Genomic DNA, 25755 nt, shown 5'->3' with positions numbered 1-25755 from the left:
GTGGGGGCGCTTTTCGTGACTGCGTTGCGCAATTATCGCGAAGCTGTCGAACATTAGCCGTGAAACCCGCAGCCAGCAGGGCGCGAGCCGGTATAAGGAAGTCGACGGACACACATCTGACCCGGCCCGAGAGGACCCCCATGTCGCGAGTGGCACTCATATCCGGCACCACCGGTCAGGACGGTAGTTATCTGTCCGAGTTCCTACTCGACAAGGGCTACACGGTGCACGGGATAAAGCGAAGGTCGTCCTCGTTCAACACCGAACGGATAGACCGGGTCGACGTCCATCCCCGCGACGGCGAGGCCCGGCTGTTCCTGCACTACAGCGACCTGTCCGATCCGGCGTCGCTGACCGCGCTGATCCGCGACGTCCGGCCTGACGAGATCTACAACCTCGGCGCGCAGAGCCACGTCCGCGTCTCCTTCGACGTCCCCGGCTACACCGCCGACGTCACCGGGCTCGGCGCCCTGCGGATGCTGGAGGCGGCCCGGGCGGCCGACGTCGACTGCCGCTTCTACCAGGCGTCCTCGTCGGAGATGTTCGGTTCCGCCCCGCCCCCGCAACGTGAGCAGACCCCGTTCCACCCCCGCAGCCCGTACGCGTGCGCCAAGGTCTACGCCTACTGGACGACGGTCAACTACCGCGAGTCGTGGGACATGTTCTGCGTCAACGGCATCCTGTTCAACCACGAGAGCCCCCGGCGCGGCGAGAACTTCGTCACCCGCAAGATCACCCGTGCGGTCGCCCGGATCGAGGCCGGCATCCAGGACAAGCTCTACCTGGGCAACCTCGACGCCGTCCGGGACTGGGGCTACGCCCCGGAGTACGTCGAGGCGATGTGGCTGTCCCTGCAACAGGACACCCCCGACGACTACGTGGTGGCCACCGGCGAGGGGCACTCGGTGCGGGAGTTCGTCGAGGCCGCCTTCGACCGGGTCGGGCTCGACTGGCGACGGTACGTCGAGATCGACCCCCGCTACTTCCGGCCGGCCGAGGTCGACGCGCTCGTCGGCGACTACACCAAGGCCCGGCGGCGGCTGGGCTGGGCGCCCAAGACCCTCTTCGGCGACCTGGTAAGGATCATGGTGGACGCCGACCGACAACTGCTGGAGGACGAGCGGATGGGACGCCTGGTGCGGGTGGACCGATGAGGATCACCGTCGAGGCCACCCCGATCCGGCCGGGGCACGCCGCCGGGGTCGAGGCGTTCACCTACGGCCTGCTCACCGGCATGGCCGCCGACACCTCCTGCGAGCTGCGGGTGAACGTCCTGCGGGGCACCCTGGACCGGTGGCGCGGCCGGGTGCCCGCCGACCGGCTCGACTGGGCCGAGGTCGCCCAGCCGCTGCGCTCGGACACCGCCGGCGGGCAGCTGCTGCGCCGGTGGACACCGACCCGGGTCCGCGACTCGGTTGCCGTACGCCGGGCGGTCAACGCGGTCCGGCAGCGTTCGGTGCCCCGGCAGCGCGGCGCGGACGTCACGCTCCACCCGTTCCACGGCGTCCCGATCGGTCCCGGCCCGTCCGTCGTCGTCGTGCACGACCTGCGGCACCTGCGGGCCGCCTTCCACGCTCCCGGCTTCGCCGCGGTGGTCCGGGAGAACGTGGCCCGCGCATCCGCCCTCGTGGTCACCTGGCCGCACCCGTACCGGGAGATGTTGCGGCTGTTCCCCGAGGCGGCGGAGCGGACCGCGCTCATCCCGACCCCGACGTTCCAACCCGCGCCCGCCCGCGCCGCCGCGCGCCCCGAACCGGGTCTGCTGCTCTACCCGTCGTCCACCGCGGGCCACAAGAACCACGCGACGCTGCTGGAGGCGATGGCGCTGCTCCCGCAGTGCCGGCTGGTCTGCCCCGGGCCGCTGGTCGAGCCGGACGCCAGCCGGCTGCTCGCCCGCGCCGCGCAGCCCGACCTGCGCGGCCGGGTCTCCTTCCCCGGCTTCGTCACCCTCGACGAGCTGAACGCCCTCTACGCCCGCGCCGACGCGGTGGTGATCCCGTCGCTGTGGGAGGCGGCGAGCGGTGCCATGCTGGAGGCGTTCAGCTGGGGCCTGCCCGTGGCCTGCGCGGACGCCGAACCGCTGCTGGCGCAGTTGGAGTTCACCGGGGCCGAGGCGGCCGTCTTCCGGGCCACCGACCCCGCCTCACTGGCCGAGGCGGTCTACCGGCTGCTGGCCGACCGGGCGCGCTACGCCGCCGCCGCCCGGCACGCCGACGGCCGGCTGGCCACCCGCACCTGGACCGCGACCGGCGGCGACTACCTCGACGTGCTGCGCTGGGTGGCCGACGGCCGGCCGGGACCGATGCCGCGCTCGGCGTTCGCCGCCGAGCTGACCGGGGAGGAACCCTCGTGAGCCTGACCGACGACCGCTATCCGGTGGCCCGTCCGAGCCTGACCGACCTGGAGGAACGGTACGTCGTCGAGGCCGTGCGCAGCGGCTGGGTCTCCTCCCAGGGTCCCTTCCTCACCGACTTCGAGGACCGCTTCGCCCGCCGGTGCGCCGCCGACGCGGCGGTGGCCACCGCCAACGGCACGGTCGCCCTGCACCTCGTCCTCGCCGCCGCCGGGATCGGTCCGGGTGACGAGGTCATCGTGCCCGCGCTGACCTACGTGGCGACCGCGAACGCCGTCGCGTACTGCGGGGCGCGGGCGGTCTGCGTGGACGTCCTGCCGCAGAGCTGGTGCGTCGACCCGGCCGCGGTGGCCGCGGCGATCGGGCCACGGACCCGGGCGGTCGTCGCCGTCGACCTGTACGGCCACCCCGCCGACTACCCGGCCCTGCGTGCGCTGTGCCACCGGCACGGCCTGCTCCTGGTCGCCGACGCCGCGGAGTCCTTCGGGGCCACGCTCGACGGGGAGCCGACCGGTTCCCTGGCCGACGCCACGACCTTCTCGTTCTTCGGCAACAAGGTGATCACCGCCGGCGAGGGCGGCTGTGTGACCACCTCCGACGCCGCGCTGGCCGAGCGGATGCGGCTGCTGCGCAACCAGGGCATGGACCCGCGGCGGCGGTACTACTTCCCGGTGCTGGGCTACAACTACCGGATGACGAACCTGTCCGCCGCGCTGCTCTGCGCCCAGCTCGACCGGGCCGACGAGATCATCGCCCGGCGGGACGCGGTGGTCGCCGGCTACGAGGCGCAGCTCGCCGACGAGCCGGCGCTGTCGGCCCAGCCGGTGCTGGCCGGCGTCCGCCGCGCGCCGTGGATGGCCTGTTTCCTGGTCGGGCCCGCCGGGGACGCCACCTCCCGGGACGCGCTGGCGCTGGCGCTGGACCGGCTCGGCGTGGAGACCCGGCCCTTCTTCGTGCCGATCCCCGAGCTGCCCGCCCACCACGATCCGGCGGCGCACTGCCCGGTGACCGCCGACCTGAGCCGGCGGGGCATCAACCTGCCCACGTATCCGGAGCTGACCGAGCCGGGGGTCAAGACGGTGGTGGAACGCGTCCGCACCGCCCTGGCGGCCGTCGGCTGAGCCGTCGTCCCACCCGGTCCCGCCCCCGGCTCAGCCCATGGGCGGGGCCGGGTGGTGTCGACGGTGAGCCGGGTGGTGGGACCGGGCATCCCACCGGTGGGCCGGCGTGTGCCCGGCCACCCGCCGCAGCAGCAGCAGGTAGCTGCCCGCCCAGGCGACCGCGCTGACCAGGGCCAACGCCGCGAGAGCGCCCGCCGCGCCGACCGCCCCACCCAGGACCGCCGCACCGACGACCACCGGCACCCGCAGCCCGCCCAGCAGGACACCGAGCAGGATCGCCCGGCGACTCGCCTGCTCCACCCGCAGCCCGGCGAAGCCGACGGCGGCCGGCACCGCGAACAGGCTCTCCAGCGCCAGCAGCACCAGCAGGCTACGGGCCGGTTCCCAGTTGCCGCCGAGCAGCATCCTGCCCAGCGGGTCGGGCAGCAGGGCGACCGCCGCCGTCATCGGCAGGACACCGACGGCCACCAGCAGCGAGACCCGCACGGCCGCCCGGGACCGGACCGAGCGGGACGCGGTACGGGTGCGGGCCAGGTAGGGCAGGGTCAGCGTGGCCGCGGTGGACAGGAGCAGATTCACCGGCCCCAGCAGGGTCCGCCCGGCGCTCAACGCGCCGACCACCGGGGTGCCCGCGAAGGCGGCCACCGCGCTGAGAGACACCTGCGCCGACCCGGTGGTGAGCAGGAACTGCGTACCGAATCCCAGCGCGACCCGGCGCTGCGCCCGGTCGACGTACCAGCCGGGCCGCAGGACGTAGCCGCGCCGGACCGCGACGACCACGCCCACCACGCCGCCGCCGACCGCCCAGCCGGCCACCACCCACGGCGCGTCGACCAGGCCGAGCAGGCCGGCCAGCGCGGCGCAGCCGGTGACCGCCCCCCAGGTCGCCTCCTGCCACAGCGCGCCCGACGGGACGCCGAGCCCGACGGCGACCGCCTTCGCGTGGTCGTAGAGCACCAGGCCCGGCAGGGCGAGGCCCACCCCGACCAGATAGGGCGACCCGTAGGCCACCCCGGCGGCACCGACCGGAACGCCGCAGAGCACCCCGAGCAGGACGACCCGTCGGGCGGCCGGGGCGACGCCCGTCCCCGCCGCCAGCGTCGCCTCGGTCACCATGCTGCGCACCAGCCCGGAGCCGAGCACGTAACAGGAGAAGGCCAACGCGTACTCGCCCACCCCGCCGATCGACTCCAGCCGGGTGACGGTGACCGCCACCAGCAGGTTGCCCCCGCTGGACAACCCCCCGACGACCAGCGCGAGCAGGGCGCGGCGGCCGGACCGGGGGCGGTCCGCGGCGGCACCGCGTCCGGTCACCGGAGCCCCGGCCCGGACGCTCACCGGACCCGCCCACCGGCGAGGTCGGCCGGTCGCCCCCGGATCACTCCGGACTGCCCGCCGGGCGGGGGATGCGGCGGGTGGACCGGGCGGCGATGGTGCGGGTCAGCCACAGCAGGAAGAAGACCGTCATCGCCGACACCACGTGTTGCAGGAAACCGATGGTCGAGTCGGGGTAGGTCCCGGACCAGAGCAGCACGTCGGAGCAGACCAGGCAGAACAGGCTCAACCTGGCCGGGCCGGGGCGGCCCCGCCAGCGCAGCAGCAACGCCACGAACCCGGCCCAGAAGGCGTGTACGGCCACCACCCCGACGGGACCGTCGAAGAACCAGATGTTGCCCAGCAGCAGGAAGTTGGAGGCGGACGTCGGCCCGCCGCCGAGGAACTGGTTGATCTGCTGTCCCGTCGACAGGGCCGGCCGGTCCGGGTCGAGAATCCGGGGCACCAGGCCGTAGCGGAGGTGGTCGGTCAGGTCGGGCTGACCCAGGTCGACCGGAACCTCGATGCCGGCGGCGGCCGTCAACTGCCGGTCCAGCCGCAGCCGGTCCGTCGACGTGACCGCGCTGTCCACCGCGATTCCCTGGTCCTCCCGGATGCCGTTGCGGTACTCGAACATCGACGGCCACAACAGCACCAGCACCACCGTGCCGAGCAGGAGGTGCCGCACCCGGAACACGCCGCACACCACCCCGGCGGCAGCCACGAAGAAACCGAAGGCGATCAGGGGGGCGGTGAGGGCGGTCAGCAGGGTGACGACCACCTGGGTCGCGACGAGCGCGCCGAGCCAGCTGTACAGCTTCGGCCGGGACAACCGCCCGCCCAGGTGGCTGGCGACCAGCAGCGCGAAGCCCAGCGCGCCCCAGCCGGAGAAGAGCTTGGTCAGCGCCGCCATCGGCGCGTCCGGCAGCTCACCGTAGATCTGCGCGACGATGCTGCCCCGGCCGAGGTAGGCACCCAGCAGGTCGGCGGCGATGCTGGTCAGCGTCACCAGCCGGGCCACCGGATAGATGTACGGATACCGGGCGGTCGCCTGCCGCATGCCCTGCCGCCACTGCGGATCGGGCCGCCCGAAGAGCAGGCCGACCGTCTCGACGGTGACGCTGCCCAGCAACGCCAGCCCCAGCAGGGACACGATGAAGCCGGTCTGCGGGTTGCCGTAGAACACCGCCATCGGCAGGATCAGCAGCACGTACGGCGCGAGCAGCAGGAACGTGACCGGATAGCAGCGCAGCAGCCCACCGACGAGTTCCCGCCGGCGTGCCGTCCGGTCACCACCGACCGGACGGGTCACGTGGGGGGCGGGCTGGCCGATCGTCGATCCAGGGTCGGGGGCCACCCTGGACCAGGTCATCAGCTGCTTCCCCCTCGTTTTCGGCCGCCCCCTGCGCAACGAGCCAGCGGGGGTGGCGACACGCTCCCGGGGAGAAAACCCCGGGAACGGGCGCGGACGACTACGCCCCGCCGGTCACCGTGCGGTGACCGGCGGGGCGCGACGACCTCGTCCGGCTGCTAGCCCAGCACCTCGTCGACCAGGGACTTCGCCTCGTCCTGGATGCGGGCCAGGTGCTCCGGGCCCTGGAACGACTCGGCATAGATCTTGTAGACGTCCTCGGTGCCCGAGGGGCGGGCGGCGAACCAGCCCGACTCGGTGGTCACCTTGAGCCCACCCATGGACGCGCCGTTGCCCGGGGCGCTGGTCAGGGTGGCGGTGATCGGCTCGCCGGCCAGCTCGGTGGCGGTGACCTGCTCCGGGGACAGCCGGCCGAGCACCGCCTTCTGCTCCCGGCTGGCCGGGGCGTCGATCCGGGCGTACGCGGGTGCGCCGAAGCGCTCGGTCAGCGCGGCGTAGTGCTCGCTCGGAGTCTTCCCGGTGGTCGCGATGATCTCGGCGGCGAGCAGGCAGAGCAGGATGCCGTCCTTGTCGGTGGTCCAGGTGCTGCCGTCGCGGCGTAGGAACGACGCCCCGGCGCTCTCCTCGCCGCCGAAGCCGACCGTGCCGTCGAGCAGCCCGGGGACGAACCATTTGAAGCCGACCGGCACCTCCAGCAGTGGCCGGCCCAGGTCGGCGGCGATCCGGTCGATCATCGAGGAGGAGACCAGGGTCTTGCCGACGGCCGCCGCCGGACCCCACTGCGACCGGGTACGGAACAGGTGCCCGATCGCCACCGCCAGGTAGTGGTTGGGGTTCATCAGGCCCCCGTCGGGGGTGACGATGCCGTGCCGGTCGGCGTCGGCGTCGTTGCCGGTGGAGACCTGGAACCGGTCCCGGGCGGCGATCAGCGACGCCATCGCGTTGGGCGACGAGCAGTCCATCCTGATCTTGCCGTCGCCGTCGAGGGTCATGAACCGCCAGGTCGGGTCGACCAGCGGGTTGATCACGGTGAGGTCGAGGCGGTGCCGCTGCGCGATCTCGCCCCAGTAGGCGACGCTGGCCCCGCCGAGCGGGTCGGCACCGATCCGCACCCCGGCGTCGCGGATCGCGTCGATGTCGAGCACCGACGGCAGGTCGTCGACGTAGCCGGCGAGGAAGTCGTACGTGCCGGTGGTGTCGGCGGCGCGCGCCCGCGCGTACGGGATGCGTCTGACCTCCTTGAGCCCGGCGGCCAGGATCGCGTTCGCCCGGTCCTGGATCCACCTCGTGACGTCGGTGTCGGCGGGCCCGCCGTTGGTCGGGTTGTACTTGAAGCCACCGTCGTCGGGCGGGTTGTGCGAGGGGGTGATCACGATGCCGTCGGCGAGCCCGTCGGTGCGCCCCCGGTTGTGGGTGAGCACGGCGTGCGACAGCGCCGGGGTGGGGGTGTAGCCGTCACGACTGTCCCGCAGCACGGTCACCCCGTTGCCGGCGAGCACCTCCAGCGCGTCGGCCTCGGCGGGGGCGGACAGCGCGTGGGTGTCCCGGGCCAGGAAGAGCGGCCCGGTCAGACCCTGCTTGCGGCGGTAGTCGCAGAGCGCCTGGGTGACGGCGAGGATGTGGTCGGAGTTGAACGCGTTGCGCAGGCTGGACCCCCGGTGGCCGGAGGTGCCGAAGGAGACCTGCTGCGCCGGGTCGTCCGGGTCCGGGTGCTCCGCGTAGTAGGCGGTCACCAGCTGGGGCACGTCGACCAGGTCGGCGGGCTCGGCGGGCTGTCCGGCACGGGGGTGGGCCACTGCGGAAACCTCCTCGGGTGGTAGGGGGCGGGTGCGCTGTCTTCCCCGGTGGTGGCCGGGTCACACACCCGGGCTCAGGGCTCGACGCGCTGCCCCTTGCCGATGACGACGACGCCGTTGTCGGAGACCGTGTAGCGCTGCCGGTCCTTCTCCAGGTCGACCCCGATCTCGGCGCCCTCGGGCACGAAGACGTTCTTGTCGAGGATGGCCCGGCGGACCACCGCGTGCCGGCCGATCTCGACGCCCTCCATCAGCACCGCGCCGTCGACCTGCGCCCAGGAGTGCACCTTGACCTTGGGCGAGACCACCGAGTTCTCCACCAGCGAGCCGGAGATCACCGCGCCGGGCGAGATCATCGAGCCGACCGCCCGACCGACCCGCTCGCCCCACTGGTGGACGAACTTCGCCGGCGGGTACGGCGGCTGGTCGGTGTAGATGGGCCAGTCGAAGTTGTAGAGGTTGAACACGGGGTGCACGTTGATCAGATCCATGTGCGCGTCGTAGAACGAGTCGAGCGTCCCCACGTCCCGCCAGTAGCCCCGGTCCCGGTCGGTGCTGCCGGGCACCTCGTTGTCCTTGAAGTCGTAGACGTTCGCCTCGCCCCGCTCGACGAGCATCGGAATGATGCTGCCGCCCATGTCGTGCTTGCTGGTCTTGTCGGCCGCGTCCCGCTCGACGACCTCGCAGAGCGCCCGGGTGGAGAAGACGTAGTTGCCCATCGAGGCGTAGATCTCGTCGGGGGCGTCGGGCAGGCCGACCGCGTCGGTGGGCTTCTCCCGGAACGCCCGGATCCGCTTGCCGTCCTCGCCGACCTCGATCACGCCGAACTGGTCGGCCATCGACAGCGGCTGGCGGATGCCGGCGACGGTGACCGCCGCGCCGGAGGCGATGTGGTCGTCGACCATCTGCCGGGGGTCCATCCGGTAGATGTGGTCGGCGCCGAAGACGATCACGTAATCCGGCTGCTCGTCGTTGATCAGGTTGAAGCTCTGGTAGATCGCGTCGGCGGAGCCGGCGAACCACCACGGGCCCCGGCGCTGCTGGGCCGGCACCGGCGTGACGTAGTTGCCGAGCAGCGTCGACATCCGCCACGTCTTGGTGATGTGCCGGTCCAGCGAGTGGGACTTGTACTGGGTCAGCACGACGATCTTGAGAAAGCCGGCGTTCGCCAGATTGGACAGGACGAAATCGACCATGCGGTACATCCCGCCGAACGGGACGGCCGGCTTGGCCCGGTCCGCGGTGAGCGGCATGAGGCGCTTGCCCTCTCCGCCGGCCAGGACGATCGCGAGCACCTTGGCAGCCATGACCCGACGCTATCCATACCGCTGCGACTTCACCACTCGTACGGGCACAGTTCCGCGACCGGTGCGCGGCCGGATTCTGCACTAGGGTGCCGGGCATGACCGACTCCGCCCCGCTGCGCGTGGACCTGCTGACCCGCGAGTACCCGCCGGAGGTGTACGGCGGGGCCGGGGTGCACGTCGAGTACCTGGCCCGGGAGCTGCGCCGGCTCGCCGACGTCCGGGTGCACTGCTTCGGCGCGGCCCGCGACGAGCCGGGCGTCACCGCGTACCCCGAGCCCGCCAGCCTGACCGGCGCGAACGCCGCGCTGCGCACCATGGGCGTCGACCTGGCGATGGCCGCCGGGTGCGCCGGCACCGACGTGGTGCACAGCCACACCTGGTACGCCAACCTGGCCGGGCACACCGCCAAGCTGCTGTACGGGGTGCCGCACGTGGTGACCGCGCACAGCCTGGAGCCGCTGCGACCGTGGAAGGCCGAGCAGCTCGGCGGCGGCTACGCGCTCTCCTCCTGGTGCGAGCGGACGGCGATGGAGTCCGCCGACGCGATCGTCGCGGTCAGCGCCGGGATGCGCCGGGACGTGCTGACCGCCTACCCGGCGGTGAACCCCGACCGGGTGCGGGTGGTCTACAACGGCATCGACACCGCCCAGTACGCCCCCGACCACGGCACCGACGTGCTGGACCGGCTCGGCATCGACCCGGCCCGCCCCAGCGTGGTCTACGTCGGGCGGATCACCAGGCAGAAGGGCCTGCCGTACCTGCTGCGGGCGGCCCGGGAGCTGCCCACCGACACCCAGCTCGTGCTGCTCGCCGGCGCCCCGGACACCCCGGAGATCGCCGCCGAGGTCCAGGAGCTGGTCACCGAGTTGCGGGCCAACCGGTCCGGGGTGGTCTGGGTGGCCGAGATGCTGCCCAAGCCCGAGGTGATCCAGGTGCTCACCCACGCCACGATCTTCGTCTGCCCCTCGGTCTACGAGCCGATGGGCATCGTCAACCTGGAGGCGATGGCCTGCGAGACGGCGGTGGTGGCGACCGCCACCGGCGGCATCCCGGAGGTGGTCGCCGACGGCGAGACCGGGCTGCTGGTGCCGATCGAGCAGGCCGGCGACGGTTCCGGCAACCCGCTGGACCCGGACCGCTTCGTCGCCGACCTCGGCGCGACGATCAACGGGTTGCTGGCCGACCCGAAGCGCACCGAGGCGTTCGGTCTCGCCGGTCGGCAGCGGGCCGTCGAGCACTTCTCCTGGGACGCCATCGCCATCCAGACCCTGGAGCTGTACCGCTCGCTGCGGGCATAGAAGGGGCAGGTCCGCGGCCGGTGCTCAGGGGGCAGCCGCCGCCACTCGTCGCCGGCCACCAGCCGCTCATGGCGTACCGACGCCGCCGTGACCTCGCCGAGGGCGGCCCCGGTGACCACAGCACCACCGGTCGAGCGCCTGGCCGGTCCGCTACGCCCTCCCCATCCTGGAGCGCGGCTGGATCGTCACCCGACGGCTACCACCCCCAAGAGACCTGTATGCCTGTCAGGCATATTTATGCCTGACAGGCATACAGGTCTCCGACGACAGTGTCGCCAAACGCGGACAGGTTCCATGACCGTCGACGCGCCCTCAGGATCGTCGTCGGAGACGGCACCCCTGCCCGCCGCTCGCACCTACGACGTGCCCGGCTGGCAGAAGGATGCCAGCCGACGCGGCGGCACCGCCGGAGAACGACGGCCAGGACGGACGCCTGCGGTGGGCAGAGCTACGAGCAGGGCCGGACCCAGGCGGTGCTGACCCACCCGTTGGTGTCACCCGAGGCGTTCCACAGCGAGACGTGGTAGCGGCCGTTGGCCTCCTGCGCCGCCCACATCCGGGTGTTGTAGCCGACCGAGTGCGGCCACTTCGTGGTCGACGAGGTGCTGTCCACGAAGACGGACAGGGTGCTGGCGGTGGAGCACTTGCTGTACTGGTAGTAGGCCGCCTGGGCGGCACCACCGGTCGCCACGGTCGCGCCGAGGCTGGTCAGGGCGGTCGCCGTCAGCAGGGCTACCGTGCGCTTGCCGATCGTGCTCATGGATACCTCCGGGTCGTCGGATGGGTGGGGCGGGGCCGTGCCGTCGTCGGCGTCGGGTCGCTCAGCAGGCGCGGACCCAGGCGGTGCTGACCCACCCGTTGGTGTCGCCCGAGGTGTCCCAGAGCGAGACGTGGTAGCGGCCGTTGGCCTCCTGCGCCGCGTACATCACGTTGTTGTGGCCGATCTGGTGCGGCCACCGCGTCGTCGACGAGGTGCTGTCGACGAAGAAGGAGAGGGAGGCGGCGTTGGAGCACTTGCGGTACTGGTAGTAACCGGCCTGGGCGGCGGAGCCGGGCACCGCGGCCGCGACGAGGCCGGCGACGGCAGCGCCCGCCACGAGGGTAGCCGCGCGTGATTTGAGCCGATTCATCCTACCTCCAGATTGCGACCTGTCGATTGACCCGGCCGACCATACACACGTGGTGATCTCACGGCAACGCCATGTGTCCGGACCTGGGCGGCAGTGCCGGAGCGGGGCGAAGGGGACGCTTGGTTGAGCGCGAGGGGATCTCGCACAGTAGGTTGAGCGGGTGAGCGGACGGTTCCCGATCGAAGACGTCTCCCCTGTCGTCGCCTGCGGTCGCTACCCGGCCAAGGCGGTGGTCGACGAGCTGGTGCCGGTGTCGGCCCGCGCCTACCGGGAGGGGCACGACGCGCTCGGCTGCAACGTGGTCTGGCACGGCCCCGACGGCGTGACCCGCCCGTTCACCCGGATGCGGCCGGGCGAGCCGGGGCAGGACCGGTGGCACGCCACCATCCGGCCGGACGCCGTCGGCGAGTGGTCGTTCACCGTCGAGGCGTTCCAGGACCCGTACCTGACCTGGCACAACGCGGTGACCAAGAAGGTCGCCGCCGGGCAGGGCGCGGCCGAACTGGCCAACGACCTGGCCGAGGGCGTGCGGGTGCTGACCGCCGCCCTGGACCTCGTACCGGCCGACGCGACCGGGCGGGTCACGGCGGCGGTGAAGGCGCTGGGCGACGAGCAGGCCGAGCTGGCCCGCCGGGTCGCCCCGGCCCTCGACCTGGCCGACCTGCTCTGGGCCCACCCGGTGCGGGAACTGGTCACCACCGGCACCCCGCACCTGCTCTGGGTCGACCGCCCCCGGGCGCTCTTCTCCGCCTGGTACGAGTTCTTCCCCCGCTCCGAGGGCGCGATCCCGGCCACCGTCGACGCCCCGGCCCGCTCGGGCACCTTCGTCACCGCGATGGACCGGCTGCCCGGGGTCGCGGCGATGGGCTTCGACGTGCTCTACCTGCCGCCGATCCACCCCATCGGCCGGGTCAACCGCAAGGGCCGCAACAACGCGCTGACCGCCGGCCCCGACGACGTCGGCTCACCGTGGGCGATCGGCGCGGCCGAGGGCGGCCACGACGCCATCCACCCCGACCTGGGTACGCCTGAAGACTTCCGCGACTTCGTCGCCGCCGCCGCCGAGCAGGGGCTGGAGGTGGCGATGGACCTGGCGTTGCAGTGCGCCCCCGACCACCCCTGGGTGACCGAGCACCCGGAGTGGTTCACCACCCGCGCCGACGGCAGCATCGCGTACGCGGAGAACCCGCCGAAGAAGTACCAGGACATCTACCCGGTCAACTTCGACAACGACCCCGAGGGCATCCGGGCCGAGGTGCTGCGGGTGGTGCGCCACTGGATCGGCGAGGGCGTCCGGATCTTCCGGGTGGACAACCCGCACACCAAGCCGTTCGACTTCTGGCACTGGCTGATCGCCGAGGTCAAGCGCACCGACCCGGACGTGCTGTTCCTGGCCGAGGCGTTCACCCGGCCGGCGATCATGCACGGCCTCGGCAAGATCGGCTTCACCCAGTCGTACACCTACTTCACCTGGCGGACGACGGCCGCCGAGATGCGGGAGTACTGCGAGGAGCTGGTCGCCTCGGTCGACTGGATGCGGCCCAACTTCTGGCCCAACACCCCGGACATCCTGCACGAGTCGTTGCAGCACGGCGGACCGCCGATGTTCAAGATCCGGGCGGTGCTCGCCGCGCTGCTCAGCCCGTCCTGGGGGATCTACGCCGGGTTCGAGCTGTTCGAGCACGTCGCCCGCCCCGGGGCCGAGGAATACCTCGACAACGAGAAGTACGAGCTGCGTCCCCGCGACTGGGCCGGCGCGCAGGCACACGGCCGCTCGCTCGCCCCGTTCGTCGCCACCCTCAACCGGGTGCGCCGCGAGCACCCGGCCCTGCACCAGCTGCGCAACCTGGTCTTCCACGACATCGACAACCCGGCACTGCTCTGCTGGTCCAAGCACGACCCGGACACCGGCGACACGGTCATCGTGGTCTGCTCGTTCGACTCGCACACGGTGCAGTGGGGCAACACGACGCTGGACATGCCGGCGCTCGGCTTCGACTGGCACGAACGGTTCACCGTGCACGACGAGCTGACCGGGGCCCGCTACGAGTGGGGCCAGCGCAACGCGGTCCGGCTCGACCCGTACCTGCAACCCGCGCACGTGCTGACGGTCCGCCGCCCGCCGACGCCGCCGGCCGAGATTCCGGCCGGCGCGGAACCGGTCGGGTTGACCGTGACGGAGGTACCCGCCGAACTCTCCGGCGGCACCGCGCCGACCACCCCCGCCCCGGAGGCCGACCAGCCGACCGGCCCCGCCGCGACCGACCTCCCCGCGCCCGGCCCCGCCAGGACCCGCCGCGCCAGGGCCGGCGGCACCAGGACCGGCCGTGCCCCGCACGGCAGCACCCCGACCGACCCCGCCTCGAAGGACGACCGATGGACCAGCTGATCGCCGGCGCGACGCACGACCCGCACGCCCTGCTCGGCGCGCACCCCGCCGACGGGTGGACCACGATCCGCACCCTGCGGCGGGGCGCCGGTGACGTGGCGCTGCTCGTCGGCGACGACCGGCACCCGATGAAGCGGGTGCACGACGTCGGCGTCTTCGAGGCCCGCGTCGAGGGCAGCGTGCTCGACTACCGGGTCGACGTCGACGGGTGGGTCACCGACGACCCGTACCGCCACCCGCCGACCCTCGGCGAGCTGGACCTGCACCTGATCGGCGAGGGCCGGCACGAGCGGCTCTGGGAGGCGCTCGGCGCGCAGGTCCGCGACGGCGGCGTCGCCTTCGCGGTGTGGGCCCCGAACGCCGGTGGGGTGCGCGTGGTCGGCGACTTCACCGGCTGGGGTCCCGACGACGGCTGGCCGATGCGCAGCCTCGGGTCCAGCGGCGTCTGGGAGATCTTCGTGCCCGGCGCACCGGAGGGCGCCCGCTACAAGTACCGCGTCCTCGGTGCCGACGGGCGGTGGCGGGACAAGGCCGACCCGATGGCCGCGTACGCGGAGGTGCCGCCGGCCACCGCCTCGGTGGTGCACCGGTCCCGCTACGAGTGGACCGACGCGCAGTGGCTGCAGCGGCGGGCCCGCCGGCAGCCGCACCGGGAACCGATGAGCGTGTACGAGGTGCACCTCGGCTCGTGGCGGCCCGGCCTCGGCTACCGGGAACTGGCCGACCAGCTCACCGCGTACGTCACCGAGATGGGCTTCACGCACGTGGAATTCCTGCCGGTGATGGAGCATCCGTTCGGCGGCTCCTGGGGCTACCAGGTCACCGGCTACTTCGCGCCCACCTCCCGGTTCGGCGACCCGGACGACTTCCGGTACCTGGTGGACCGGCTGCACGCCGCCGGCATCGGGGTGCTGCTGGACTGGGTGCCCGCGCACTTCCCCAAGGACGAGTGGGCCCTCGCACGCTTCGACGGCACCCCGCTCTACGAGCACCCCGACCCGCGTCGCGGCGAGCACCCCGACTGGGGCACGTACGTCTTCGACTTCGGCCGCCGCGAGGTCCGCAACTTCCTGGTCGCCAACGCGCTCTACTGGTGCGACGAGTTCCACGTCGACGGCCTGCGGGTCGACGCGGTCGCCTCGATGCTCTACCTGGACTACTCCCGCCCCGACGGGCAGTGGCTGCCCAACCAGCACGGCGGTCGGGAGAACCTGGAGGCGATCGCCTTCATGCAGGAGGTCAACGCCACCGTCTACAAGCACCACGCCGGGGTGGTGATGATCGCCGAGGAGTCCACCGCCTGGCCCGGGGTCACCCGGTCCACCGCCGACGGCGGGCTCGGCTTCGGTTTCAAGTGGAACATGGGCTGGATGCACGACACCCTGCTCTACACCGCGAAGGACCCGATCTACCGGCAGCACCACCACCATCAGCTCACCTTCTCGCTGGCGTACGCCTGGAGCGAGAACTACGTGCTGCCGATCAGCCACGACGAGGTGGTGCACGGCAAGGGGTCGCTGGCCGGCAAGATGCCCGGCGACACCTGGCAGCGGCTGGCCAACGTACGGGCGCTGCTGGCGTACATGTGGGCGCACCCGGGCAAGCAGTTGCTCTTCATGGGCTGCGAGCTGGGCGACGACCGGGAGTGGAGCGAGGAGCGCGGCCTCGACTGGTATCTCCTGCACGATCCGGCGCGGGCCGGGGTGCAGCGGCTGGTCGCCGACCTCAACGCCGCCTACCGGGACACCCCGGCGCTGTGGGCGCAGGACACCGACCCGGCCGGGTTCCGCTGGATCGCCGGTGACGACGTCGCCAACAACACGGTCTCCTTCGTCCGGATCGCCCCGGACGGCGCGACCCTGGTCTGCGTGGCGAACTTCTCGGCGAGCCCGCTGGAGGACTACCGGGTCGGCCTGCCGGCCGCCGGCACCTGGACCGAGGTGATCAACACCGACGCCCACCACTACGGCGGGTCCGGGGTGGGCAACCTGGGCGCGGTACACGCCCAGGACGTCCCCTGGCACGGCCTGCCCGCCTCGGTGTCACTGCGGGTGCCCCCGCTCGGCGTGCTCTGGCTGCGCCGCGACTGACCGTCCGAAAGGGCCTTGTGGCGCATCTCCTCCGGTCGATACTGTGCTCGCCGCACCGGGGGAGGAACGCGCGTGAAGACGTGGTTGCAGGCAGTGCTGTCCGTCGTGCTGCTCGTCGGCTTCCTCGTCCTGGCCGTCGCGCTGGTGGTTGGGGTCGGGGCGTTCGGCCTGGGCTACGGCACCGACGGGGACAGCTCCGGCACCAGGGAGTTCCGGCCGCTCGTCGTCGGTGCCGCCCTCACCGTGTTGTTCGCGTTGGTCTTCACTCTCGGCCGGGTGCTGACCCGACGCCCGGCCCCACTGACCGGCATCCTGCTCAGCCCGGAACAGGCACCCGAGCTGTGGCGCATCGTCCGGGACCTCGCCGCCCGGGTGGGCACCCGGGAGCCGGACGACCTCCGCCTGGTCGCCGAGGCCAACGCCGCGGTGACCGAGGAGGTGCGGCTGCTCGGCCTGCTGCCCGGCCGCCGTACGGTGATCCTCGGGCTGCCCCTGCTGCCGGCGTACACCGTCGACCAGATCCGGGCGGTCCTCGCCCACGAGACGGGGCACTTCTCCGGCCGGCACACACGCAGCGTGCGCATCGCCCTGCGGGCCCGGATGATGATCGTCGGGACCGCCCAGAACACCGTGGACGGCGTGCTACGCGCGGTCCTCTCCGCGTATGCCCGCCTGTTCGTCGCCGTCGAGCAGGGCATCAGCCGGCAGATGGAGTACGAGGCGGACCGCTACGCGGTGGCCGTCGCCGGGCGGGACGCCATGGTGAACGCCCTACGCGAGATCCGGTTGGTGGGCACCGGCTGGGACGGGTACCTCGCCGACCACGTGCTGCCGGCGTACGACCGTGGGCACCTCCCGGAGGATCTGTTCGAGGGGTTCGCCGCCTACCTGGCCGAGTGCCGCGAGGAGATCCGCGAGCGCAGTGTCGAGGTCGCCCCCGCCGAGCCCGCCTGGTGGGAGTCGCACCCGCCGCTCAGGGAACGGATCGCCGCACTGCGTTTCGTGCCGGACGTGTCCGTCATCCCGGATCGCCGCCCCGCCACCGTCCTGGTTCCCGACCTCGTCACCGCAGGTCGCCGGCTCCGGGAGAGCCTGTTCGACCGGCCCGGAACCCGGCTGTTGCCCTGGGACCGGCTCACCCCCACCCTCGCTCACCGGTCCGCCCGGGAGCAGGCCGACCCGCTGTACCGGGCGGCGGCGCGACTGACCGGGCGACCCGACGCCGATCTCGGCCTGCTGCTGGACCTCCTCGCCCAGGACCGGTGCCTCGACCTCGCCCGTGAGCTGGCCCCGGATTCCGCCGAGGAGGACGCCCTCCGGTTCCTGACGGTGGCCTACGAGGGGGCGCTGGAGGCTGCGGCGGTCGACTCGGCCGCCGCCTCGTGGCGGCATTCCTGGTCTGGCCCGCCCGAGCTGTCCACCACCGCCGGCGAACCGCTGCCGCTCGGCGAACTGGTGGACCTGTCGGCCGATCCCGCCACCGTGCCGGCCGCACGGGAGCGTCTTGCCGCGCTCGGAATCCGGACGACCGCCACCCCCGCAGCAGCCCCGACCACCTGACCGTCGGGCCGGTGGTCAGACCAGGCCGGCGTCGCGGAGCAGCTTCCACAGGCCGGCCCCGTCGGGGGCGGAGAGCCACTTCTGCCCCACCGGCCCCGCCGAGGACGGCCGGTCGTTCGGCACGGGCAGGCTACCGGCGAGCACCGACTGGGTCGGGGAGAGCCGGCGGATCGCCACCCCGGCGACGTTCTCCGGGTGGGCGGCGGCGAACTCCCGGTAGATCTCCTGGTCGTGCTGGCCGTCGTCGCCGATCAGCAGCCAGCGCACGTCGGGGAACTCGGTGGCCAGCCGGGCCAGGGTGGCCCGCTTGTGTTCCCGCCCGCTGCGGAACCAGCGGTCGGCCGTCGGCCCCCAGTCGGTGAGCAGCAGCGGGCCGGCCGGGTAGAGGTGCCGGGACAGGAACCGGGTCAGCGTCGGCGCGACGTTCCACGCGCCGGTCGACAGGTAGAACACCGGGCTGCCCGGGTGGGCGGTGACCAGGCGTTCGTAGAGCACCGCCATGCCGGGCACCGCCGTACGGGCGTGCTCGTCGAGGACGAAGGTGTTCCAGGCGGCCAGCATGGGCCGGGGCAGCGCGGTCACCATGACCGTGTCGTCGATGTCGGAGAGGATGCCCAGGCGCACCTCCGGGTCGATCACCCGGACCAGCGCCTCGACCGGTTCGGCGTCGGCGACCCGCAGCCGCACCGATGCCCAGCCGGGCGTGAAGTCGGCCTTGACCACGGTGTCGACGAAGCCGCTGCGGTCGGCCTGGGCGGTGTGCACGCTGCCACCCGCCTCGATGGTGACCTCGACGTGCTTGGCGGGCAGGGTGGCGAAGCTGCGCCAGCCACGGACCTTCTCCAGCCGCCCCTGCCGCCGGTCGGGGCGGCTGAGCAGCACCCGGCACAGCACCCGGGCCCAGCCGGGGGCGCCGTAACCGGCGTACGCGACGATGTTGGGCTGCCACCCGGTGCGCCGCAGCCGGCGCTCCACCAGCTGGTGCAGGGCGTCCTCGATCCGCGCGGCCCGGTGCAGGGTGGGTACGGCCAGCTGGCTCGCGGTGGTGGAGGGCACGGTGCAACCCTGCCACAGGTGTCCGGGAGCGGCCAGGCGAGCGCCCTGGTAGTCGGCCGGTGACACCGGCAACACGCCGGGCCGACGACCCGGGTGGGAGCGGGAGCGGCCCGAGCGCCGTCCGGCCGGGACGCCGACCCCGGCCCGTACGCTGTGCCGGTGCTCATCCTGCTGCCGCCCTCCGAGGGCAAGGCTGACGCCGGCACCGGTCGTCGGCTCGACCTGACCCGGCTCTGCCTGCCCGAGCTGACCCCGGCCCGCGAGGAGGTGCTGGGCGCGCTGATGACGCTCTGTGCCACCGGCGGGTCCGACGCCGCCGCGGACGCCGCCCTGGCCGCCCTCGGGTTGACCGCCGGGCAGCGGGGCGAGCTGGCCCGCAACGCCCGGCTGGACCGGGCCGCCACCGCACCCGCCGGGCAGGTCTACACCGGGGTGCTCTACGAGGCGCTCGGCCTGGCCACCCTGCCGCCCGGGGCGCTGCGGACGGCCCGCCGCACCGTGCTGGTCAGCTCGGGCCTGTGGGGCGCGGTCCGGCTCGCCGACCGGATCCCGCCGTACCGGTGCCCGATCGGGGCGCGGTTGCCGGGGGTGGGGGCGCTGTCGGCGTACTGGCGGCGGGTGCTGTCACCGGTGCTGACGGCGGCGGCCGGCAGCGGCCCGGTGTTGGACCTGCGCTCCGCCGCCTACGCGGCGACCTGGACGCCGCCGACGGAGCTGGCCGGTCGGACGGTCACCGTGCGGGTGCTGCACGAGCGCCGGCCGGGCGAACGCACGGTGGTCAGTCACTTCAACAAGGCCACCAAGGGGCGGCTGGTCCGTGACCTGCTGCTGGCCGGGGCCCGGCCGCGGACCGCGACCGCGTTGATCGGCGCGTTGCGTGACCTGAAGTATCCGGTCGAGGAGCAGCCGGTGAGGGCGGGGCGGCCCCGGCAGATCGACGTGGTGGTGACCGAACTCTAGGAACGCAAGATTTCCTCAAATCCGGTGCCGATGGCTGGAGGCGGGCCGACCGGCAGGCGACCGTTAGGGGAATCCCCCGTCGAGAAGGAGCGGTCCGATGACCTCCGAACCCCGCCTGCTCGACCGGCCACGCCTCCCGTCGTCCCCACCCCCGCTGGACTGGCTGACCCTGGCCGACGCGTTCGAGGTGGCCTGCCTGGTGCGCTGCACCCCGGCACCGACGGCCCACCCGCACGCCCCCACGCCGCCGCAGCGGGGGGCCGTGGAGTTCAACCGGGAGGACGCCGCGCTGCGGATGCGGCAACTGCTCGCCCGGCTCGACGTCCCCGTCGAGCACGAGGTGGTCACCGGTGGCCTGCGGCGTCGGTACGAGCTGCACCGGTTGCACGTGCCGGCGGATCACCGCGCCGGGTTCACGCTGCTGCGGGAGACGGGCTGGCGGCAGGGACGCCGGGAACTGCTCGGGCCGGCCGTCGGGTCCTCCACCCCGAGGGCCGCCTGGCGGACCCGGCTCGCCTCGGCCGCCTGGCGTTCTGCCCTGCTGGCCGGCGGCCGGCACGTCCGGCGACACATCCTCGGCATCCGGCTGGCCGACCGGGAACTCGCCGCCGTGCTGATCCGCTCGGCGGCGCTGCTGGAGGTGCCGGCGCTGCTGCGCCCGGGGGCCGGCTGCCTGGTGGTGAGCGTCGCGGACGGACCGGACCGGCTGCGGATCATGGAACGGGCCGCGTTGGCGCCCGCCCGGACCCCCACCCTGGTCTGACACCGGCCACCACAGCGCGCACCGATCCGGCGGTCACCGGCGGCCCGAGCTTGCGCCGGAGCCGGTGACGGCGCAGAGTGCACCGCGTGAGCCGTAGCCGGACCGGGCGCGGCCGGCGGTCCGCCTCCGCCGGCGGGGCGCTGCTGATGCTGCTGGTCGTGATCCTCGGCGGGCTGGCCGCCTGCCAGGAATCCCCCGACGAGCCGATCCCGATCCGGATCGCCACCGGCAGCCCGACCGCCGTCTACCACGCCTTCGGCCAGTCGCTGGCCACCGTCCTCAACCGCGAGCTGCCCGGCGTCCGGGCCAGCGTGGTGGTCACCGCCGCCTCCGCCGAGAACGTCCGGCTGGTCGGCTCCGGCGCCGCCGAACTGGGCTTCACCCAGGCCGACGTGCTCGACACCAGCCCGACCGCCCCGCCGAGGGTGCTCGCCGTGGCCCGCGTCTACGACGACCTGCTGCACCTGGTCACCACGGCCGGTGGACCGATCCGTGACCTCGCGGACCTGCGCGGGCGACGGGTCTCGGTGGGGGCGGCCGGCTCCGGCACCGAGGTCACCGTGACCCGGCTGCTGGAGGTGGCCCGGCTCGGCGGGGACCAGGTCCGCCAGGAACACCTCGGGCTGGACGACTCGGTGGCGGCGTTGCGCGCCGGCCGGATCGACGCCTTCTTCTTCTCCGGTGGCCTGCCGGTACGCGGGGTGAAGGCGCTGGCCGACGCCACCTCGATCCGGCTGGTGAACCTCGGCGAGTGGACCGAGCCGCTGCGCCGCGCCTACCGGGAGGTGTACGTCTCCCGGGACGTCCCCCGCTCGGTGTACGGGGTGGACCCGGTCACCACCGTCGCCAACCCCAACTACCTGATCGTCCGGGCGGACCTGCCCGAACCCCTGGTACGCGAGGTGACCCGGCTGCTGATGGAACGCCGGTCGGAGCTGGCCGCCGCCCACCCGGCGGCCGGTCGGATGAGTCCCCGCTCGGCGATCGCCACCACGCCGTTGCCGCTGCACCCGGGCGCGGCCGACTGGTACCGGTCCGCCAAACCCTGACCGCTCAGCCCGACCCGGCGGGCAGGGCGGGGGCACCGGCCTCCGACGGAGGGTCGGTGTCGGACGGGCCGGGGAACCACAGCTCGGCGACCAGCCCCCGTGGCTGCCCCGGGTGCATGGTGAGCCGGCCGTCGGAGGCGTCCACCAGCACCGCCACGATCGTCAGGCCGAGGCCGGCGCCCTCGATGTTCTGCGCGTCCGGGGCCCGCCAGAACCGCTCGGTGGCCTGGTCGAGCTGGCCCGAGGTCATCCCCGGCCCGGTGTCGCGCACCTCCAGCGCGGTGCCCCCGTCGGCGTGCCGGACCGCGACGGTCACCTCACCGCCGTCGCCGCTGAACTTGATCGCGTTGTCGATCAGCGCGTCCAACGCCTGGTCGACCGCGGTCGGCACGGTCCGGGCGTAGGCCGGACCGGAGGCCACCAGGCGCAACGTGACCGACCGGTGCCGGGCCAACGGCTCCCACGCGGCGACCCGGGACGCGGCCACCGCCGCCGCGTCCACGGTGACCCGTTCGTTCTGCTCCCGCTCGGCGCGGGCCAGGGTGAGCAGCCCGTCGAGGACCAGCGCCAACCGGTCGGTCTCCTCCAGGGCGAGCCGGTGCTCGGCCCGGCCGTCCTGGTCGACCACGCTCGGCCCCAGCTCCTCCACCCGCAGGCGCAGCGCGGTCAGCGGATTGCGCAACTGGTGGCTGGCGTGCGCGACGAAGGCCCGCTGCCGGTCCATCACGTCGGCGACCACCGCCGCCATGTGGTTGAAGTTGGCCGCCAGCCGGCGCAGCTCCGGCGGCCCCCACCGGTCCTGCACCCGGGCGCCCCGGTCCCCCTCGGCGATCTCATGGGTCACCGCGTCCAGCTCGGTCACCGGGCGCAAGACCCAGCCGGCCAGCCCGAACGCGGTGGAGACGCAGGCCAGCACGGCGAGCAGTCCGATCCCGGCGAGCAGCAGCCACCACGCGGTCACCGTGCGGCGCACCTTCGCCACCGGCGTGGCGGTGACCACCGCGCCGAGCACCTCACCGCCGTCGTTGATCGGCACCGCCACCACCAGCGGACCGTCCACCCACGGCCACACCGAGTCCGGCCCGTTGAACTGCTGCCCGGCCAGGGCGGTGTCCAGGGCCGCCCGGGTGTCCCGGCCGGTGCGCCAACTCGTCGACACCACCAGCGCCCGGCCGTCCCGGTCGACGACGGCGGCCCCGATGCCGTAGAGCTGGTCGTAGCTGACGAGTTCACCGGTCAGCGGTCCGGCCCCGCCGCCGCGCAGCGCCGGCCCGGCCAGCGAGGCGAACCGGGTGGCATCGGCGAGCCGGTCGGCGCGGACCCGGTCGGTCTCCCGGGACGCCAGGGTCGCCGCGAGCGGCGTCTCCAACGCCAGGAGCACCAGCACCATCAGCAGCAGGTAGCTGATCACCAGTCGACGCCGCACCGGCTGCCCCTCACTCGCCCCGGAGCCGGTAGCCGACCCCGCGAACGGTCTCCACCAGCCGGGGGTCGCCGAGCTTGCCGCGCAGCGAACCGACGTGCACCTCGACGGTGTGCCGGTCGGCCCAGGTGGTGCCCCAGACGTCGAGCAGGATGCGGTCCCGGGGCACCGCCGTGCCGGGCTGACGGGCCAGCGAGAGCAGGATGTCGAACTCCTTACGGGTCAGCGCCACCGGCTGACCGGCGACGGCGACCGTCCGGGCGGCCACGTCGATCCGGACCGACCCGACCTCGATCAGGTCCCGGGCCGGCGCGGCGTGCGCCGCCCGCCGCAGCACCGCCTCGATCCGGGCCTGCAGCTCCACCATCGAGAACGGCTTCACCACGTAGTCGTCGGCACCGAGCCGCAGGCCGAGCACCCGGTCGCGTTCCTCGCCCCGGGCGGTGACCGCGATGATGCCGAGCTGGCTGCTGCGCCGCCGCAACTCCCGGCACACCTCCGTGCCGTCCCCGTCGGGCAGGGTGAGATCGAGCAGGACCAGGTCGCAGGGGGCAGCGGAGAGCGCGGCGGCGACGGTGGCGGCGTGCTCGACCTCGTATCCGCGTCGGGTCAGCGCCGAGGCGAGGGCGGCGGCCACCCGTCGGTCGTCCTCGACCAGCAGGATGCGCACCGGTGGCCCCCATTCGTCGTACGGATGTCGAGCGAATGGTGGCAGAAGCACCGGCGTGGGGGAAACGGTGGGCGGCCCCGCGCAGGACGACGGCGTGCCGCCGCCACCGCCGGGGGAAACGACGCGGGACCCGGGGCGTCGTCGCCCGGGTCCCGCAGCGTGGTCGGTCAGCGGCAGAGCCGGGCGATCTCCTCCTGGAACCGGTCCATCGGGTTGGCCTCGGCCGGGCCGAGCAGGTAGGTCTTCAGCTCCCGCCGGGCATCGGTCATCGGGTCGTCGCCGGCCCGGGTCACCGCGACGATCTTCTCCAGCTCGCCGCAGTCCCGGGAGAGCAGGTACGCCCCCCGGGAGGTGGGGAACTCGCGCCGGAACTCGTCCTCCGGCAGCCCGCTCGGGTTGGCCACCACGTACGGCCGCTGGCTCTGCACGAAGTCGGACACCACGCTGGAGATGTCGCTGATCAGCAGGTCGGTCTGGTTGAAGCAGTCGAACAGGGCGGGGACCCGGCCGGTGACCACCCGGTGCCCGGGGCCGTCGAGCGAACCAGAGTCGGGGTCACCGCCGGCGGCCCGGATCAGCGACACCAGCCGCTCGTGCACCGCCCGGGCCTCCTTGGAACGGGAGCCGGTCAGTGGGTGCGGCTTGTAGACCAGGCGCACCTGCGGCGAGGCGAGCACCCCCCGGACGATCCGCTCCCCCATCAGCACCAGCGAGGTGTGGTAGGGGTCGTCGTCGAGCCAGCCCTCCCAGGTGGGGGCGTACAGGACGGTGAACGGCCGGTCCGGGGCGGTCCCGCCGAAGGTGTGCACCCCGGCGAGCTGCGGCCGGCCGATCTCCACGATGTCCTCGTCGCGGACGCCGACCGCGGCCCGCGCGTACCGCTCCCGGCCGGCCAGGCCGGCGACCCACACCTCGTCGTACACCTTGCTGTACGGGTTGACGCTGGCCTGCTTGTCGCTGTCGCCGTGGCCGACGAACACGTGCTTCATGCCCGGCTCGCGCAGCATGTGGATGTTCGCGCCGACGTTGGCCGCGTAGAGGGCGGCCCGCACGGTGCCCAGTTCGAGGTTCATGAAGTCCGGGCCGGTCGGCACGCAGATCACCGGCAGTCGGGTGTCGGCCAGCTCGAAGAACGCCTCCCTGCTGCGCATCAGCACGACCGCCCGCTGGTGCAGCGCCTCGGTCGGGGCCAGCCACATGTTCGCCTGGTAGACGTCCTTGGCGGGGCCGGCGAAGTAGAGCGCGACCTCGGGGCGGTAGCCGTCGATCCAGCGCTGGAGCACCGGCAGCACCGGGCTCTTGCCGGTGCCCCTCCCCCGCAGCCAGGTCACCGCGACGACCGCGCCGACCAGGGCGGCGAGCCCGGCGGCCAGCGCGGCGACCGCCAGCATGACGGTGACGTCGGTACGGACCGCCGCGACCACGGCGGCCGGGATCAGCAGCACGTTGAGCACCGCGAGCGGGACGCCGGCCAGGGCGGCGACCCACCCGGGCGGGCGGGGGGCCGACCGGATCGGCCCCAGCTCGATGTTGCGGACCAGCGCGGAGACCGGGTTCCGCCGGTCGATCATGGTGTTCAGGGCGCCCGAGAAGACGGCGGTCACCCAGACCGCCGCCGGCAGCACCAGCAGCCAGGTCAGCTCGACCCCGGTGAGCGGGACCGTGGCGGCGACCAGCAGCACGCTGGCCAGGTCGCGGCTGAGCTGCCGGTAGCCCCGGTTGAGGCCGACCTTCTCCAGCAGCACCTCCGAGGGGGGCGACCACCGGGTGACGGCGAACTCGCCGACGACGGCCGCCAACCCGGCCACGGCGAACAGGGCCACCCATCCGAAGCCGCCCGCGACGAGCATGACCAGGTAGGACAGCACCAGCAGCGCGCCTCGGGCGGCGGTGCCGGTGCGTTCCAGTAACGAGCCGAACAAGGGGGACGCTCCCTACGAGATCGATGACGGGCGGGGCCCGGCGGCCGGCGGCCTCGTCGTACGACGGGCGTGACCGCAGCACCGCGGCCGACCGGAGGTCGGCCTGCGGGTGACTGCGACTTTAACGCGAGAGGACGTCCCGGCCTCGCTCGGGTATCCATGTCCATTTCGGTCAGACGAGT

At 73.3% G+C, this 25755-nt stretch carries 20 protein-coding genes; 10 read left to right on the top strand and 10 right to left on the bottom strand.

Annotated features, from left to right (window positions below):
• Positions 1-140: 140 nt before the first annotated feature.
• From gmd to ACN268_RS31550, 3 genes are read left to right on the top strand one after another with little or no spacing between them, the layout of a single operon-like run.
• Positions 141-1154 carry a GDP-mannose 4,6-dehydratase gene (gmd, locus tag ACN268_RS31560; protein ID WP_421486655.1) on the top strand — a complete coding sequence of 338 codons (1014 nt, stop codon included), beginning with the start codon at positions 141-143 and terminating at the stop codon, positions 1152-1154.
• The gene (locus ACN268_RS31555; RefSeq protein ID WP_421486654.1) at positions 1151-2353 is read left to right on the top strand and encodes a glycosyltransferase; all 1203 of its coding nucleotides are present in this window, start codon (positions 1151-1153) and stop codon (positions 2351-2353) included. Before gmd ends, ACN268_RS31555 begins: the two co-directional genes overlap by 4 nt.
• Positions 2350-3474, top strand: a complete 1125-nt coding sequence (locus tag ACN268_RS31550; protein ID WP_421486653.1) for a DegT/DnrJ/EryC1/StrS family aminotransferase — start codon at positions 2350-2352, stop codon at positions 3472-3474. Before ACN268_RS31555 ends, ACN268_RS31550 begins: the two co-directional genes overlap by 4 nt.
• A 30-nt stretch (positions 3475-3504) precedes the next feature.
• Here the strand turns inward: ACN268_RS31550 and ACN268_RS31545 are convergent, their stop codons facing one another.
• The 4 genes from ACN268_RS31545 to glgC all read right to left on the bottom strand — a co-directional run bounded on the left by ACN268_RS31545 (position 3505) and on the right by glgC (position 9263).
• Positions 3505-4788 carry a hypothetical protein gene (locus ACN268_RS31545; RefSeq protein WP_421486652.1) on the bottom strand — a complete coding sequence of 428 codons (1284 nt, stop codon included), beginning with the start codon at positions 4786-4788 and terminating at the stop codon, positions 3505-3507.
• A 64-nt stretch (positions 4789-4852) separates the two neighbouring features.
• Positions 4853-6160: a hypothetical protein gene (locus tag ACN268_RS31540; RefSeq protein WP_421486651.1), complete on the bottom strand. Its 1308-nt coding sequence runs from the start codon at positions 6158-6160 to the stop codon at positions 4853-4855.
• Between the two features lie 158 nt (positions 6161-6318).
• The gene (pgm, locus tag ACN268_RS31535; protein ID WP_421486650.1) at positions 6319-7956 is read right to left on the bottom strand and encodes a phosphoglucomutase (alpha-D-glucose-1,6-bisphosphate-dependent); all 1638 of its coding nucleotides are present in this window, start codon (positions 7954-7956) and stop codon (positions 6319-6321) included.
• Positions 7957-8030: 74 nt separating this feature from the next.
• A complete protein-coding gene (glgC, locus tag ACN268_RS31530) occupies positions 8031-9263 on the bottom strand; it encodes a glucose-1-phosphate adenylyltransferase (protein ID WP_421486649.1) in 1233 nt (410 codons plus the stop codon).
• A gap of 95 nt (positions 9264-9358) precedes the next feature.
• Between glgC and glgA the strand changes: the two genes are divergently transcribed.
• Positions 9359-10561 carry a glycogen synthase gene (gene glgA / locus ACN268_RS31525; RefSeq protein WP_421486648.1) on the top strand — a complete coding sequence of 401 codons (1203 nt, stop codon included), beginning with the start codon at positions 9359-9361 and terminating at the stop codon, positions 10559-10561.
• A gap of 448 nt (positions 10562-11009) precedes the next feature.
• Here glgA and ACN268_RS31520 read toward each other — a convergent pair whose 3' ends face one another.
• Both ACN268_RS31520 and ACN268_RS31515 read right to left on the bottom strand, forming a co-directional pair.
• Positions 11010-11321 (bottom strand): hypothetical protein, encoded by a 312-nt coding sequence (locus tag ACN268_RS31520; RefSeq protein WP_421486647.1) that lies wholly within the window; start codon positions 11319-11321, stop codon positions 11010-11012.
• 61 nt (positions 11322-11382) lie between these two features.
• The gene (locus ACN268_RS31515) at positions 11383-11658 is read right to left on the bottom strand and encodes a hypothetical protein (RefSeq protein WP_421486646.1); all 276 of its coding nucleotides are present in this window, start codon (positions 11656-11658) and stop codon (positions 11383-11385) included.
• A 193-nt stretch (positions 11659-11851) separates the two neighbouring features.
• Between ACN268_RS31515 and ACN268_RS31510 the strand changes: the two genes are divergently transcribed.
• From ACN268_RS31510 to ACN268_RS31500, 3 genes are all read left to right on the top strand, one after another.
• Complete coding sequence (locus ACN268_RS31510; protein ID WP_421486645.1) at positions 11852-14080, top strand: maltotransferase domain-containing protein; 2229 nt, start codon at positions 11852-11854, stop codon at positions 14078-14080.
• Positions 14068-16170 carry a 1,4-alpha-glucan branching protein GlgB gene (glgB, locus tag ACN268_RS31505; RefSeq protein ID WP_421486644.1) on the top strand — a complete coding sequence of 701 codons (2103 nt, stop codon included), beginning with the start codon at positions 14068-14070 and terminating at the stop codon, positions 16168-16170. Before ACN268_RS31510 ends, glgB begins: the two co-directional genes overlap by 13 nt.
• Positions 16171-16242: 72 nt before the next feature.
• On the top strand, positions 16243-17730 hold the full coding sequence (locus ACN268_RS31500) for a M48 family metallopeptidase (RefSeq protein ID WP_421486643.1): 1488 nt from the start codon (positions 16243-16245) through the stop codon (positions 17728-17730).
• Between the two features lie 15 nt (positions 17731-17745).
• On the opposite strand, the gene ACN268_RS31495 is transcribed toward ACN268_RS31500, so the two are convergent.
• Entirely contained in the window at positions 17746-18786 is a 1041-nt protein-coding gene (locus tag ACN268_RS31495; protein WP_357932909.1) for an App1 family protein, read from the bottom strand.
• Positions 18787-18945: 159 nt separating this feature from the next.
• On the opposite strand from ACN268_RS31495, the gene yaaA reads away from it, so the two are divergent.
• The 3 genes from yaaA to ACN268_RS31480 all read left to right on the top strand — a co-directional run bounded on the left by yaaA (position 18946) and on the right by ACN268_RS31480 (position 21558).
• Positions 18946-19746 carry a peroxide stress protein YaaA gene (yaaA, locus tag ACN268_RS31490; RefSeq protein ID WP_421486642.1) on the top strand — a complete coding sequence of 267 codons (801 nt, stop codon included), beginning with the start codon at positions 18946-18948 and terminating at the stop codon, positions 19744-19746.
• A 97-nt stretch (positions 19747-19843) separates the two neighbouring features.
• Positions 19844-20509, top strand: a complete 666-nt coding sequence (locus tag ACN268_RS31485; RefSeq protein WP_421486641.1) for a hypothetical protein — start codon at positions 19844-19846, stop codon at positions 20507-20509.
• 86 nt (positions 20510-20595) lie between these two features.
• Entirely contained in the window at positions 20596-21558 is a 963-nt protein-coding gene (locus ACN268_RS31480) for a TAXI family TRAP transporter solute-binding subunit (protein ID WP_421486640.1), read from the top strand.
• A 4-nt stretch (positions 21559-21562) separates the two neighbouring features.
• Here ACN268_RS31480 and ACN268_RS31475 read toward each other — a convergent pair whose 3' ends face one another.
• From ACN268_RS31475 to ACN268_RS31465, 3 genes are all read right to left on the bottom strand, one after another.
• Positions 21563-22984, bottom strand: a complete 1422-nt coding sequence (locus tag ACN268_RS31475; protein ID WP_421486639.1) for an ATP-binding protein — start codon at positions 22982-22984, stop codon at positions 21563-21565.
• A 10-nt stretch (positions 22985-22994) separates the two neighbouring features.
• Positions 22995-23651 carry a response regulator transcription factor gene (locus ACN268_RS31470; RefSeq protein ID WP_204927976.1) on the bottom strand — a complete coding sequence of 219 codons (657 nt, stop codon included), beginning with the start codon at positions 23649-23651 and terminating at the stop codon, positions 22995-22997.
• 167 nt (positions 23652-23818) lie between these two features.
• A complete protein-coding gene (locus tag ACN268_RS31465; protein ID WP_421486638.1) occupies positions 23819-25573 on the bottom strand; it encodes a CDP-glycerol glycerophosphotransferase family protein in 1755 nt (584 codons plus the stop codon).
• Positions 25574-25755 lie beyond the last annotated feature (182 nt).

Source organism: Micromonospora sp. WMMD735 (assembly GCF_049178995.1).
In the GTDB taxonomy this organism is placed as follows: Bacteria; Actinomycetota; Actinomycetes; order Mycobacteriales; family Micromonosporaceae; genus Micromonospora; species Micromonospora wenchangensis.
This window is presented reverse-complemented; position numbering and strand designations above follow the sequence as displayed.

What these genes read in the sequence shown, in the direction of transcription:
- glgA (WP_421486648.1), top strand. Translation starts at nt 9,359, where the DNA reads ATGACCGACTCCGCCCCGCTGCGCGTGGACCTGCTGACCCGCGAGTAC.
- ACN268_RS31540 (WP_421486651.1), bottom strand. Translation starts at nt 6,160, where the DNA reads ATGACCTGGTCCAGGGTGGCCCCCGACCCTGGATCGACGATCGGCCAG.
- gmd (WP_421486655.1), top strand. Translation starts at nt 141, where the DNA reads ATGTCGCGAGTGGCACTCATATCCGGCACCACCGGTCAGGACGGTAGT.
- ACN268_RS31520 (WP_421486647.1), bottom strand. Translation starts at nt 11,321, where the DNA reads ATGAGCACGATCGGCAAGCGCACGGTAGCCCTGCTGACGGCGACCGCC.
- glgC (WP_421486649.1), bottom strand. Translation starts at nt 9,263, where the DNA reads ATGGCTGCCAAGGTGCTCGCGATCGTCCTGGCCGGCGGAGAGGGCAAG.
- ACN268_RS31485 (WP_421486641.1), top strand. Translation starts at nt 19,844, where the DNA reads ATGACCTCCGAACCCCGCCTGCTCGACCGGCCACGCCTCCCGTCGTCC.
- ACN268_RS31555 (WP_421486654.1), top strand. Translation starts at nt 1,151, where the DNA reads ATGAGGATCACCGTCGAGGCCACCCCGATCCGGCCGGGGCACGCCGCC.
- glgB (WP_421486644.1), top strand. Translation starts at nt 14,068, where the DNA reads ATGGACCAGCTGATCGCCGGCGCGACGCACGACCCGCACGCCCTGCTC.